At 68.9% G+C, this 13,305-nt stretch carries 12 protein-coding genes; all 12 read right to left on the minus strand.

The annotated features are described in order from the left end of the window. Positions 1-12 precede the first annotated feature (12 nt). Positions 13-486 carry a transcriptional regulator NrdR gene (gene nrdR / locus JOE59_RS07400; RefSeq protein ID WP_056008298.1) on the minus strand — a complete coding sequence of 158 codons (474 nt, stop codon included), beginning with the start codon at positions 484-486 and terminating at the stop codon, positions 13-15. Between the two features lie 93 nt (positions 487-579). Continuing rightward, a complete protein-coding gene (hisD, locus tag JOE59_RS07405) occupies positions 580-1,887 on the minus strand; it encodes a histidinol dehydrogenase (RefSeq protein WP_204459590.1) in 1,308 nt (435 codons plus the stop codon). Positions 1,888-1,933: 46 nt separating this feature from the next. Continuing rightward, positions 1,934-5,467: a DNA polymerase III subunit alpha gene (gene dnaE / locus JOE59_RS07410; protein WP_204459591.1), complete on the minus strand. Its 3,534-nt coding sequence runs from the start codon at positions 5,465-5,467 to the stop codon at positions 1,934-1,936. Between the two features lie 78 nt (positions 5,468-5,545). Continuing rightward, entirely contained in the window at positions 5,546-6,466 is a 921-nt protein-coding gene (locus JOE59_RS07415) for an RluA family pseudouridine synthase (RefSeq protein WP_204459592.1), read from the minus strand. Then, positions 6,466-7,083, minus strand: coding sequence for a signal peptidase II (gene lspA, locus JOE59_RS07420; protein ID WP_204459593.1), 618 nt, complete (start codon positions 7,081-7,083; stop codon positions 6,466-6,468). The genes JOE59_RS07415 and lspA overlap by 1 nt, the downstream gene beginning before the upstream one ends. After that, the gene (locus tag JOE59_RS07425) at positions 7,073-7,768 is read right to left on the minus strand and encodes a DivIVA domain-containing protein (protein WP_204459594.1); all 696 of its coding nucleotides are present in this window, start codon (positions 7,766-7,768) and stop codon (positions 7,073-7,075) included. The genes lspA and JOE59_RS07425 overlap by 11 nt, the downstream gene beginning before the upstream one ends. Positions 7,769-7,883: 115 nt before the next feature. Continuing rightward, positions 7,884-8,201 (minus strand): YggT family protein, encoded by a 318-nt coding sequence (locus tag JOE59_RS07430; RefSeq protein WP_204459595.1) that lies wholly within the window; start codon positions 8,199-8,201, stop codon positions 7,884-7,886. A gap of 6 nt (positions 8,202-8,207) precedes the next feature. Next, entirely contained in the window at positions 8,208-8,684 is a 477-nt protein-coding gene (locus JOE59_RS07435) for a cell division protein SepF (protein ID WP_074259250.1), read from the minus strand. A gap of 33 nt (positions 8,685-8,717) precedes the next feature. Beyond that, positions 8,718-9,410, minus strand: coding sequence for a YggS family pyridoxal phosphate-dependent enzyme (locus tag JOE59_RS07440; RefSeq protein WP_374191118.1), 693 nt, complete (start codon positions 9,408-9,410; stop codon positions 8,718-8,720). Beyond that, on the minus strand, positions 9,407-10,597 hold the full coding sequence (gene ftsZ, locus JOE59_RS07445; RefSeq protein ID WP_074259252.1) for a cell division protein FtsZ: 1,191 nt from the start codon (positions 10,595-10,597) through the stop codon (positions 9,407-9,409). The genes JOE59_RS07440 and ftsZ overlap by 4 nt, the downstream gene beginning before the upstream one ends. Positions 10,598-10,775: 178 nt before the next feature. After that, on the minus strand, positions 10,776-11,771 hold the full coding sequence (locus JOE59_RS19085; RefSeq protein ID WP_307836992.1) for a cell division protein FtsQ/DivIB: 996 nt from the start codon (positions 11,769-11,771) through the stop codon (positions 10,776-10,778). Positions 11,772-11,844: 73 nt separating this feature from the next. Next, entirely contained in the window at positions 11,845-13,248 is a 1,404-nt protein-coding gene (gene murC / locus JOE59_RS07455) for a UDP-N-acetylmuramate--L-alanine ligase (RefSeq protein WP_204459596.1), read from the minus strand. Positions 13,249-13,305: the final 57 nt, after the last annotated feature.

Below are 13,305 nucleotides of genomic sequence, written 5' to 3' on the forward strand. Positions count from 1 at the left end.
GCCGGGCCGACGTCACTCCACCGGTCGCGCCGGCAGACGACCGTGCTCTTCACGGAGCTGATCGATCGCGGATTCGAAATCGTCGAGCGAATCGAACGCCTGGTAGACGCTCGCGAAGCGGAGATAGGCGACCTCGTCGAGCTCACGGAGCGGCGGCAGGATCGCGAGGCCGATGTCGTTCGCCTCGATCTGCGATGCACCCGTCGAGCGGATCGTCTCCTCGACCTTCTGCGCGAGCACCGCGAGGTCGGAGTCGGTCACCGGGCGGCCCTGGCACGCCTTCCTGACGCCGAGCACGACCTTCTCGCGGCTGAACGGCTCGACCACGCCGGACCGCTTGATGACGACGAGACTCGCGGTCTCGGTGGTCGAGAACCTGCGCCCGCACTCGGGGCACTGGCGACGGCGCCGGATCGAGAGCCCGTCGTCGCTCGTGCGGGAGTCGATGACTCGGGAGTCGGGGTGACGGCAGAAGGGACAGTACATGGTGCTCCCAGCCTAGCGGCGGCGATCAGGGCGCCGCCGACGTGCCCGCGAGCACGACCGCGACGACTCCCGGCGGAACGATTCGAATCGGGGTCAGTCCGGGAATCGGGCGGTGACGGCCTCGCCGTGTGCGGGCAGGTCCTCTTCCGTCGAGAGCGCGGCGATCACCGGGGCGACCTCGCGGAGCGCCTGCTCGTCGTAGCGCACGACCTGCTGCGGGCGCAGGAAGGTGGCGGCCGAGAGACCGGAGGCGTGGCGCGCCTGACCACCCGTCGGCAGCACGTGATTCGAACCCGCTGCGTAGTCGCCGAGGCTGACCGGCGAGAAGGAGCCGACGAAGATCGCGCCGGCGTTCTCGATGCGCGCGAGCGTGGCATCGACGTCGCGCACCTGGATCTCGAGGTGTTCGGGGCCGAAGGCGTTCGCGAAGTCGGCGGCCTGCTCGAGGTCGTCGACGAGCACGACTGCCGACTGCACTCCGTCGATCGCCTCGCGCACCCGTGCGCTGTGCTTCGTGGCCGCGACGCGCGCCTCGAGGCGCTCGGCCACCCTGGCCGCGAGCTCGGGCGAGTCGGTGACGAGCACGGCGGCGGCGAGCTCGTCGTGCTCCGCCTGGCTCACGAGGTCGGCCGCGACGAAGTCGGGGTCGGCGCCGTCGTCGGCGATGACGAGGATGTCGGTCGGCCCGGCCTCGGCATCGATGCCGGTGACGCTCTGCACGACGCGCTTCGCGGCGGCGACGAAGACGTTGCCCGGGCCGGTCACGCGCTGCACCGGCTCGAGGCCGATGCCGTCGACGCCGTATGCGAAGGCGCCGATCGCGCCGGCGCCGCCCATGGCGTAGACCTCGGTGATGCCGAGGAGTGCGGCGATGCCCGCGATCGTCGGGTGGATGCGGCCGCCGAACTCCGACTGCGCCGGTGATGCGAGCGCGATCGAGCGCACCCCGGCCACCTGGGCGGGCACGACGTTCATGATCACGCTCGACGGGTAGACCGCCTTGCCGCCCGGCACGTAGAGGCCGACGCGGGCGACGGGCTGCCAGCGCTGCTCGACGACGGCCCCTGCGGCGAGCACCGTCGTCTGGGGCGCGGGCACCTGGGCCTCGCTCGCGGCACGCACGCGCTCGATCGTCTGGAGCGCCGCCGCCCGGATATCGGGTGCGAGGCCCTCGAGCGCCGCCGCCAGTTCGTCGGCCGGCACGCGCACCGCCGCCGGTCGAACGCCGTCGAAGCGCTCGGCCTGGTCGAGCAGCGCCGTCTCACCGTGCTCGCGCACCTCGTCGATGATCGAGCGGGCGGCATCGAGCGCCGCGGAGACGTCGGTCGCCGCCCGGGGCACGAGGGCGAGGAGCCCTGCCGTCGAGGGTCGGGTTCCACGGAGGTCGATGGTGCGCAGCATGATGATTCCAGCCTATCGACCGGTCACGCCACGGATCGGGTCGACGTCACACGAGGCAGTTCGGGCCGAGCAGGCTCTTCAGCTCTCCGTAGAGGTCGGCGGTCACCTTGACCGGGTACTGCCCGATCTCGAAGACACGACCGACGCGGCCCTTCGTCAGCGTGATCCGAACCTCGGTCTCCCCGTGGTGCCGGACGAGCACATCTCGGAGCGCCTCGGTCGTCTCCTGCGTCGCCCGCTGGTCGGGCAGCGTGATCTTCACGATGCCCGACTCCTCGTCTTGACCGATCTCGGGCGTGAACACACTGTAGGCATGCAGGTTCATGCCGTCGTCGCGCATGCTGACCCGCCCGCGCACGACCACGATCGAATCGGCCTGTAGGCCGGGCGCGAACTCCTGGTAGGCCTTGCCCATGAACATCACCGTGATCTCGCCCGAGAAGTCCTCGACCGTAATCATGCCGTATTGGTTGCCCGAGGCCTTCGCGATGCGGTGCTGCACGCTCGTGACGAGGCCGGCCACCGTGACCGTGTCGGCATCCTGCGTCGAATCCGAGGTGGTGAGATCGAGGATCGACGTCGATGCGTGCTTCGCGAGCGACACCTCGAGTCCGTCGAGCGGATGCTCCGACACGTACAGCCCCAGCATCTCTCGTTCGAAGGCCAGCTTCTGCTTCTTCGGCCATTCAGGTCGGGCGGGCACGAGCGACGGCGCGGCATCGCGCTCGTCGTCGTCGAAGAGGCTGTCGAAGTCGAAGCCGAAGTCGCCGACCTCTTCGGCCCGCTTCTCCTTCACGACCGACTCGACCGCGCCCTCGTGGATCTCGACGAGCGATCGACGCGTGTGTCCGAGCGAGTCGAACGCACCGGCCTTCACGAGCGATTCGACCGTGCGCTTGTTCGCAACCGGGAGCGGCGACTTCTTCAGGAAGTCGTGGAAGGACTCGAATCGGCCCTTCGTGTCGCGTGCACCGCGGATCGCGTCGACCACGTTGAACCCGACGTTGCGCACGGCGCCGAGTCCGAATCGGATGTCTTCGCCGACGGCGGCGAAGTAGCCGATCGACTCGTTCACGTCTGGTGGCAGCACCTTGATGCCCATACGTCGGCACTCGTTGAGGTAGAGCGCGAGCTTGTCGCGCGCGTCGCCGACGCTCGTGAGCAGCGCCGCCATGTACTCGGCCGGGTAGTGGGCCTTGAGATAGGCGGTCCAGTAGCTCAGGACGCCGTACGCGGCGGAGTGCGCCTTGTTGAACGCGTAGTCCGAGAACGGGAGCAGGATCTCCCAGAGCTTCTGGATCGCGGCATCCGAATAGCCGTTCGCCTTCATGCCTCCTGAGAAGCCCTCGTACTGCTTGTCGAGCTCGGACTTCTTCTTCTTGCCCATCGCGCGACGCAGGATGTCGGCCTGGCCGAGCGAGAACCCGGCGACCTTCTGCGCGATCGCCATCACCTGCTCCTGATAGATGATCAGGCCGTAGCTCGTGTCGAGGATCTCCCGGAGCGATTCCTCGAACTCCGGGTGGATCGGGGTGATCTCCTGCAGGCGGTTCTTGCGCAGCGCGTAGTTGATGTGCGAGTTCGCACCCATGGGGCCCGGCCGGTAGAGGGCGATGACGGCCGAGATGTCTTCGAAGTTGTCGGGCTTCATCTGGCGCAGCAGCGATCGCATCGGCCCGCCGTCGAGCTGGAACACGCCGAGCGTGTCTCCCCTCGCAAGCAGGTCGTAGGCGCCCTGGTCGTCGAGCGCGAGGTCTTCGAGCACCGGACGGTGGCCGCGGTTGGCCTCGATGTTGTCGAGGGCGTCGTCGATGATGGTGAGGTTGCGCAGCCCCAGGAAGTCCATCTTGATGAGGCCGAGCGACTCGCACGCCGGGTAGTCGAACTGCGTGACGATCTGGCCGTCTTGTTCGCGCTTCATGATCGGGATGATGTCGACGAGCGGATCGCTCGACATGATCACGCCGGCCGCGTGCACGCCCCACTGGCGCTTCAGGTTCTCGAGGCCGAGCGCCGTCTCGAAGACGGTCTTCGCCTCGGGATCCGTCTCGACGATGGCCCGGATGTCGGAGGCCTCCTTGTAGCGCGGGTGCTTCGCGTCGAAGATGCCGGTGAGCGGGATGTCCTTGCCCATGACCGCGGGCGGCATCGCCTTCGTGAGCTTCTCGCCCATCGAGAACGGGAAGCCGAGCACGCGGCCCGAGTCCTTCAGCGCCTGCTTCGCCTTGATCGTGCCGTAGGTCACGATCTGCGCGACACGCTCGTCGCCGTACTTCTCGGTCACGTACCTGATGACCTCGCCGCGACGGCGCTCGTCGAAGTCGACGTCGAAGTCGGGCATCGAGACGCGGTCAGGGTTCAGGAACCGCTCGAAGATGAGGCCGTGCTGCAGCGGGTCGAGGTCGGTGATGCGCATGGCGTAGGCCGCCATCGAACCGGCACCGGAGCCACGGCCGGGACCCACGCGGATGCCGTTGTTCTTCGACCAGTTGATGAAGTCGGCGACGACGAGGAAGTAGCCGGGGAAGCCCATCTGCAGGATGACGCCGACCTCGTAGTCGGCCTGCTTGCGCACGTCGGCCGGGATGCCGTTCGGGTAGCGCACCTCGAGGCCGCGGTCGACCTCTTTCACGAACCAGGTGTCTTCGCTCTCGCCCTCTGGCACCGGGAAGCGCGGCATGTAGTTGGCGTTCGTGTTGAACTTCACGTCGGCGCGCTCTGCGATGAGCAGGGTGTTGTCGCAGGCCTCGGGGTAGTCGCGGAAGACATGGCGCATCTCGGCGGCCGTCTTCAGGTAGAACTCATCGGCGTCGAACTTGAACCGGTTGGGGTCGTCGAGCGTGGAACCCGACTGCACGCAGAGCAGAGCGGCGTGGCTCTTGGCGTCGGCGGCATGCGTGTAGTGCAGGTCGTTCGTGGCGACCAGCGGCAGGGCGAGGTCCTTCGCGAGCCGGTGCAGGTCCTCCATGATGCGGCGCTCGATGCCGAGACCGTGGTCCATGATCTCGGCGAAGTAGTTCTCCTTGCCGAAGATGTCGCGGAAGTCGGATGCCGCCTTCACCGCTTCGTCGTACTGTCCGAGTCGCAGGCGCGTCTGCACCTCGCCCGACGGGCAGCCGGTCGTGGCGATGAGCCCCTTCGAGTACATCGACAGCAGCTCGCGGTCCATGCGCGGCTTGAAGTAGTAGCCCTCGATCGACGCACGGCTCGAGAGCCGGAAGAGGTTGTGCATGCCCTCGGTCGTCTCGGACAGCAGTGTCATGTGCGTGTAGGCGCCCGAGCCCGAGACGTCGTCGCCCCCGCCGTTGCCCCACCGGATTCGGGTCTTGTCGCCACGTGCGGTGCCCGGGGTGATGTACGCCTCGGTGCCGATGATCGGCTTGATGCCGGCGTCGGTCGCCTGCTTCCAGAAGTCGTACGCACCGAACACGTTGCCGTGGTCGGTGATCGCGACCGCGGGCATTCCCTCGCCCTTCGCAGCCTGGATGAGCTCCCCCACCCTCGCCGCACCGTCGAGCATCGAGTACTCGCTGTGCACGTGCAGATGGACGAAGGAATCGGTGGCCACTGGGCTCCTCATCGGGGTACGGCGAGTGTGTTCGGAGGTCTTCGAAGTCTACGTGCGACCTCCCACGTCGGGGCCGCGGCAGACGGTGTTTCAGTCGCCGCGGAGCACGCCGAGCGCGTGCGCGAGATCGGCCGGGTACTCCGACACGAACGTCGTCCACTCGCCATCGGCGGGGTGGGCGAAGGCGAGCTGCTTGGCGTGGAGCCACTGCCGGTCGAGGCCGAGCTTCGCCGAGAGCGTCGGGTCGGCGCCGTACATCGAGTCCCCCGCGCACGGATGCCGCTGGGCGGCCATGTGCACCCGGATCTGGTGTGTGCGGCCGGTCTCGAGGTGCACCTCGAGCAGCGATGCGTAGGGGAACGCCTCGATCGTCTCGTAGTGCGTGACGGCATGCTTGCCCTCGGCGGTCACCGCGAACTTCCATTCGGAGCGGGGGTGACGGCCCACCGGCGCGTCGATCGTTCCGGCGAGCGGGTCGGGGTGGCCCTGCACGACCGTGTGGTAGATCTTCTCCACCTCACGGTCGTGGAACTGGCGCTTCAGTTCGGTGTAGGCGCGCTCCGACTTCGCGACGACCATGAGGCCGCTGGTGCCCGCGTCGAGACGGTGCACGACGCCCTGGCGCTCGGATGCCCCCGACGTCGAGATGCGGAAGCCCGCGGCCGCGAGCGCGCCGACGACCGTCGGCCCGTTCCAGCCCACCGAGGGATGCGCGGCGACGCCGGCCGGCTTGTCGACGACCACGAGGTCGTCGTCGTCGTGGATGATGCCGAGGTCGGGCACGGCGATCGGGTCGATCGTGAGGCCGCGCGGCTCCTCCCAGCTCACCTCGAGCCAGGCGCCGGCGCGGAGCCGGTCGGACTTGTCGACGGATGCCCCGTCGAGCGAGACGCCGCCCGCCGAGGCGATGTCGGCGGCGAGGGTGCGGGAGAAGCCGAGGAGCTTCGCAAGGCCTGCGTCGACGCGCGCGCCCTCGAGCCCGTCGGGAACGGGGAAGGAACGGTGCTCCATCAGGCTCCGGTCGCGGCTTCGCGGAGCGGAACGTCGCCGTCCGCCGTGGCGGCGGGGGTCTCGTTCCGCGCGGTCTCGGCAGCCTCGCGCTTCGCGGGCCGCAGCTCGCGCGAGCCGTCGAGGCCGATGCCGCGGATCGTGAGGATCATGAAGAGCACCATGCTCGACACGATCGCGATGTCGGCGATGTTGTAGATCGCCGGGATGAGCCACGGTGTCGAGATGAAGTCGACCACGTGACCGAGGCCGAACGACGGCTCGCGGAAGAGCCGGTCGGTCAGGTTGCCGAGCACTCCGCCGAGCAGGAGTCCGAAGACGACGGCCCAGGCGATCGAGCGGATGCGCCGTGCGAACCACACGATGAAGGTGATCACGCCGGCTGCGAGGATCGTGAAGATCCAGGTCATTCCGCTCGCGATCGAGAATGCCGCACCGGGGTTGCGCACGAACTGCCACTGGAGCAGCGAACCGAGCACCGGCACGACCTCACCCTCGGTGAGGTTCGAGACGACGAGGAACTTGCTCAGCTGGTCGAGGCCGTACGCCGCGAGTGCGGCGCCGGCCACGACCAGGAGGGCGGTGGTGGAGCCGACCTTCGCGGCCCGCTCAGCCTCCAAAGCCCTGGAACGTCGGTGCCGGCTGTTCAGCGGGCAGGCCCGACGCGCCGACGGGCGACGAGAATCCCTGGTTGCCGGTGACCTGCACCGGCGCTGCAGTGTCGAGCTCGCGGAGCTGACCCTCGATGTAGTTCTTCAGCTTCGCGCGGTAGTCGCGTTCGAACACGCGGAGCTCGTCGACGCGCTTCTCGAGCGCGACGCGCTCCTGGTCGAGCACACCGATCTGCGCGCGCTGCTTGGCCTCGGCCTCGGCGACGACTCGAGCCGCGGTGGCGTGGCCCTCGGCGATGAGCGCATCGCGCTTCTCGACGCCCTCGCGGACGTGCTCCTCGTGCAGACGACGCGCGAGCTGCAGGAGGTTCGTCGTGCTCGCCTGCTCGTCGAAGTCCGACTGCTGCGAGACGGGCTGCTGCATCGGCACCGCGACCGTGGGCGGCGGAGCCGCCGGCTCGGTGTAGACCGCGGCAGCTGCCGGCGCAGCGGCGGCGGGAGCCTTGGCGGCCTCCGCAGCACGGGCCTCGGCCGCGGACAGCCGCTGACGCAGCTCCTCGTTCTCCCCGTTCAGTCGACGAAGCTCGACCACGACTTCGTCAAGGAAGTCGTCGACCTCGTCTTGGTCATACCCTTCCCGGAACTTCGTCGCTTGGAAGCGCTTGTTGACCACATCTTCCGGAGTTAGCGCCATGGCTTTCCACCCTCAAATCTGTCGAACTGTTCGATCACGTTCAGCTAACGGTAGCAAAGACATCCTCAGAGTCGTGAGTGCCGATCGTCTCGACCTCATCCCTCGCAGGAGATCATCAGCCGGGCACGGTCGCCCCCTGTGCCAGAAGGGACACCACGGTCATCGCCACGATCACGACGAGCATGGCCAGACTCCACCCCAGATCCAATGCGACCTGGCCGATGCGGATCGGCGGCACGAGTCGCCGGAAGAAGCGCACGGGCGGATCGGTGAGGCTGTAGACGGCCTCGACGACCACGAGCCAGGTGCCGCGAGGGCGCCACGCACGGTTGAACGTGCGCACGAGATCCAGGACGAACCGCCCCCACATCACGAAGAAGTAGATGAGCAGCAGGATGTAGAGGATGTTCCAGACGATTGCCAGCGCGCCCACGACGGGCTACGCGTGCGTGAAGAACGACGCGTCCACGTCGCCCTCACTCTCGCCGGTCTCCCCCGAGACGACCACGTGGGCGGGCGACAGCAGGAACACCTTGCTCGTCACGCGCTCGATCTTTCCGTAGAGCCCCTGCGAGAGGCCGCTCGCGAAGTCGATGAGACGACGCGCGTCGGCATCCGACATCTGCGAGAGGTTGATGATCACGGGGACTCCCTCACGGAAGGACTCGGCGATCACCTGCGCGTCACGGTATTGACGCGGGTGGACGGTCAGGATCTCGTTCATCTCCGCCTGCGGTGTGCTCGGTTGGACATGGTTCTTGCGCAGCGGTGTGACCGATGCACCGGTCCTCGGTGCAGGCGCCGCGTTCGCGACCGGGGTCACCGGTGCGGGCGCGTGGGCCTGCGTGGTCTCCTCTTCGAGCTCTTCATCGGCGAGTCCGAGATAGACCATCGTCTTCTTGAGCGGGTTCGACATCGCTGCCTCCGTCTGTGTTCCGTCTCTTCGAGGTTAACCGGCGACCGGCCGATTCCCGGTGATTGCCGTTCCGATTCTCAGGTGTGTCGCACCCTCCATGATCGCGTCGCGAAAATCGTGCGACATCCCCATGGACAGATCGTGCGCGGTCGGGTCCAACTTCTGAACCCGCTCCGACATGGCGCGCACGCGGGCGAATGCCGGCCGAGCCGGTTCCCCGAGCGGCGCGACCGCCATGAGTCCCCGGAGACGCAGTCCGGGGGTCTCCAGCACCTGCGTGACGAGCGCTTCGAGGTCGACAGGGGCGACACCTCCGCGGCCGGCGTCCTCGGTGAGGTTCACCTGCACGAAGCAGTCGACGGATGCCTCGTCGGAACGCAGCGCGTCGACGAGCGCCGGCCGGTCCACCGAGTGGATCGCCGAGGCGTAGGCGCGCACCTGCCGGGCCTTCTTGCTCTGCAGCTGCCCGACGAAGTGCCAGCGCAGGTCGAGTGCAGCGAGCTCGGCGGCCTTCGCCTGCGCCTCTTGATGCCGATTCTCGCCCACGTCGCGCACGCCGAGCTCGGCGAGTTGCTCGACGAGCGACGCGGGATGGAACTTGGTGACGACGATCGTCGTGATCTCGGCAGGGTCGCGACCCGCGTCCCGCGCGGCATCCGACACCCGGCCGGTCACCTCGGCGAGGCGCCCTGCCAGCGAGTCGGCGGCCGGCCTCGCGTCGCTCACTTCAGGAAGTCGGGGATGTCGAGGTCGTCGTCGTCGGTGTCGAACGCGGGGTCCGAGACGATCTGGTCGGCCGTCGCCGTCTCGACCTCGCCCCAGTTCGCAGTCTCGACGAGCTCGTCGATGTCGATCTCGGCGATCACATCTGCGGCCTCGCTCGAGATGGCACCGCCGCCGACCGCCGCGCCGACGGCAGCGGGCACGAAGTTCGTGCGTCGCGCCTCGACGGGCTTGGCGTTCGGCTCGCCGCCGTCGAAGCCGGCCGCGATGACCGTGACGCGCACCTCGTCGCCGAGCGTGTCGTCGATGACGGCACCGAAGATGATGTTCGCCTCGGGGTGCACCGCCTCCTGCACGAGCCGGGCGGCGTCGTTGATCTCGAAGATGCCGAGGTTCGACCCGCCCTGGATCGAGAGCAGCACGCCGTGGGCGCCGTCGATCGAGGCTTCGAGCAGCGGGCTCGCGACGGCGAGCTCTGCGGCCTTGATCGCACGATCGGCCCCCCGCGACGAACCGATGCCCATGAGCGCGGAGCCCGCACCCTGCATGACCGACTTCACATCGGCGAAGTCGAGGTTGATGAGACCGGGGGTCGTGATGAGGTCCGTGATGCCCTGGACACCGGCGAGCAGCACCTGGTCGGCCGTGGCGAAGGCCTCGAGCATCGAGATGCCGCGGTCGCTGATCTCGAGCAGGCGGTCGTTCGGCACCACGATGAGGGTGTCGACCTCTTCCTTCAGGCGCGCGACGCCCTGTTCGGCCTGGGTCTGGCGTCGCTTTCCCTCGAAGCCGAACGGCTTCGTGACGACACCGATGGTGAGCGCGCCGATCGACTTGGCGATGCGCGCGACGACGGGAGCACCGCCGGTGCCGGTGCCGCCGCCCTCGCCTGCGGTGACGAAGACCATGTCGGCGCCCGCGAGCGCCTCCTCGATCTCCTCCGCGTGGTCTTCGGCGGCACGACGGCCCACCTCGGGGTCGGCGCCGGCGCCGAGGCCGCGAGTGAGATCGCGCCCCACGTCGAGCTTCACATCGGCGTCCGACATGAGCAGCGCCTGCGCGTCGGTGTTGATCGCGATGAACTCGACGCCGCGGAGGCCGAGCTCGATCATGCGATTGACGGCGTTGACACCGCCGCCGCCGATACCGACGACCTTGATGACGGCGAGGTAGTTCTGGTTTGTCGACATGACCGGCCTTCCGTGCGAACTCTGAACCCTGAACCTCTAGTCGAAGGTTAAAGTTTTGCTGAGTATGCAATTCCTGTGATGACGGTAGGCTCCCGACGGCCTCTGCCGCGAAAGGCTCGCCCGCGTGTCGCGAACCGCCGGGCGGATCGGCCGCGATCCGGCCGATTTCCGGCTGCCGCTACCGCGTGACGGCGCTGGCCGGTGACGACACGTCGTACTCGCCGACCGTGTCGGGCGGCGCCGCGTCCATGAGTCTCGCGAGCACGGCCGCCTTCGCGGCGGACTCCTCCGCACTCCCCCAGACGACGGTCGCGCCGGTCGACAACTCGAGCTGCACGTCGTCGGCCGTCGCCGCGGAGGCACCGACGAGCTGCCCGCGCACCTCGGGCGGAAGACTCCTGATGACCGCGGCAGCGGCTCGGAAGCCCTCGCCCGCCACGCCGCCCTCCGCGACGATCAGCGGTTGCCCGTCGGGTCGCTCCGTCGGGCGCTCGATGACGACGCCTGCGGCGTCGACGAGCTCGAGCCCCTTCCCGGTGTCGACGACGCCGACGGGCACCCGCTCGACGATGCGCACGACGAGGGTGCCGGGCGGGATCGTCTCGGTCGAATAGGTCTCGATGAGCGGGAAGTCCGAGAGCGCGGCGAGCACGTCGGCGCTCGCGATGAGCGGCAGCGGAGTGCCGAGCTGATCGTCGAATGCCGCCTGCACGTCGGCGACCGGGATGCGTGCGGCGCCCTCGACCCGGACCTCGCGCAATGCCATGAGCGGCGAGTAGGCGCCGACCGCGACAACGACCACGAGCGCCGCGATCGCACCGAGCACGACCGACCACACGATCCGGCGACGACGGGATCGCTTCGTGAATCGCCGCACCTCCTGGCGTTCGTACTTTCGGCGTTCCCGGCCCGCTGCGGCGAGCTCGCGCTTGGCCGTCCGCTCGCTCTTCGAGGTCGCGGGGGCGGCCGGTGCATCGTCTCGCTCCGAACCCGGCGGCCGCGACGGTGGGAGACTCTCCGCCGATGCCGGAGTCCTGCCCGGCACGAGCGGAGTCACCGGCGTCGTGACCACGATCGCGATCGGCTCCGTCGAGGTGCGGTCCGCATCGGGCGCCGGCCGCTCGGTGCGCGGGGCACGCGCGACCGGCGTCGAGGTGCGCTCGGCGTCCGGCACCGGCAGAGGTGCGCGCGGCGCACGTGCGGGCGGTCCGTCGAACCCCTGAGGCCGTTTCACGCGGGCTCCGGCGTCATCCGCGCTCGCGCTCGAGCGAGCCGAGCAGCTGGGGCACGATGCGGTAGACGTCGCCGCAGCCGAGCGTGATCACGAAGTCGCCGTCGCGGGCGATGCTCGCGGTGTAGTCGGCGGCCTGCTGCCAGTCGGGCACGAAGGCGACGTGCGCCGGGTCGGCGAACCGCTCGCTCACGAGGGCGCCCGTGACACCGGGCACGGGGTCCTCGCGTGCGCCGTAGACGTCGAGCACGACGGTCTCGTCGGCGTACTGCTCGAGCACCTCGGCGAACTCCTTGGCGAAGGTCTGAGTACGGCTGTAGGTGTGCGGCTGGTGCACCGCGATGATGCGACCCTCGCCGACCACCGTGCGGGCGGCGGACAGCGCGGCTGCGACCTCGGTGGGGTGATGCGCGTAGTCGTCGTAGACGCTGACGCCGCCCACCGTGCCGTGCAGTTCGAAGCGTCGGCCGGTTCCCGCGAACCGGGCGATGCCTGCGAGGGATGCCTCGGGGTCGAAGCCGAGGCCGACGAGCACCGCGAAGGCGCCCGCCGCGTTGATCGCGTTGTGCAGTCCAGGGATGCGCAGCGTGGCGCGGTAGGTCGCGCCGGCGTAGTCGACGGCGAAGGAGACGGGCCCGTCGGTCTCGACCGAGTGCACGCGCACCGTGGCATCCGCAGCCTGGCCGAACGTGACCACGTGCTCGTGCGAGAGCTTCTCGGTGACCCGCTTGGCGCCGGCGTCGTCGGACGAGACGACGACGAGCTCGCGCGCCCCGTCGGCGAACGTCACGAACGCCTGCTCGAAGGCCTCGCGCGAGCCGTAGTGGTCGAGGTGGTCGGGGTCGACGTTCGTGATGAGCGCGACCGAGGTGTCGTAGAGCAGGAAGGAGCCGTCGGACTCGTCGGCCTCGACGACGAACAGTTCGCCGTCGCCCGCGGCCGACGAGACGCCGAGCCCCTCGATGACGCCGCCGTTGACGAAGTTCGGATCCTCGCCGAGCGCGAGGAGGCCGGTGACGATCATGCCGGTGGACGTGGTCTTGCCGTGGGCGCCCGCGACCGAGACGAGACGGCGGCCGGAGATGAGCGCGGCGAGGGCGAGCGACCGGTGCAGCACCGGGAGGCCCCGCTCGAGCGCGAGGCGGTACTCGGGGTTGTCCTCCCAGAGTGCGCCGGTCACGACCACGGTGTCGATGTCGTCGGCGAGGTTCGCGGCGTCGTGCCCGATCGCGATCTCGGCGCCGAGTTCACGGAGCGCCGCGATGTTCGCGGAGTCGCGCACGTCGGACCCGGTGACCCGGTGCCCGTCGCCGAGCATGAGCCGGGCGATGCCGCTCATGCCGGAACCGCCGATGCCGACGAAGTGCACGGCGCCGAGTTCGGCGGGGATCTGGGCGGAGAGGTCGGGCTTGATCGTCACGGTGCTGCGGTTCTTCCTGGCTGAGGTCGATTGCGGACGGGGTGCGAGACGCCGGAG

This window comes from Agromyces cerinus, assembly GCF_016907835.1.
Classification (GTDB): domain Bacteria; phylum Actinomycetota; class Actinomycetes; order Actinomycetales; family Microbacteriaceae; genus Agromyces; species Agromyces nitratus.

Coding starts and splice junctions, on each gene's coding strand:
- JOE59_RS07425 (WP_204459594.1), bottom strand. CDS start 7,768: ATGGCGCTAACTCCGGAAGATGTGGTCAACAAGCGCTTCCAAGCGACG.
- nrdR (WP_056008298.1), bottom strand. CDS start 486: ATGTACTGTCCCTTCTGCCGTCACCCCGACTCCCGAGTCATCGACTCC.
- hisD (WP_204459590.1), bottom strand. CDS start 1,887: ATGCTGCGCACCATCGACCTCCGTGGAACCCGACCCTCGACGGCAGGG.
- JOE59_RS07415 (WP_204459592.1), bottom strand. CDS start 6,466: ATGGAGCACCGTTCCTTCCCCGTTCCCGACGGGCTCGAGGGCGCGCGC.
- JOE59_RS07435 (WP_074259250.1), bottom strand. CDS start 8,684: ATGTCGAACCCGCTCAAGAAGACGATGGTCTATCTCGGACTCGCCGAT.
- dnaE (WP_204459591.1), bottom strand. CDS start 5,467: ATGAGGAGCCCAGTGGCCACCGATTCCTTCGTCCATCTGCACGTGCAC.
- ftsZ (WP_074259252.1), bottom strand. CDS start 10,597: ATGTCGACAAACCAGAACTACCTCGCCGTCATCAAGGTCGTCGGTATC.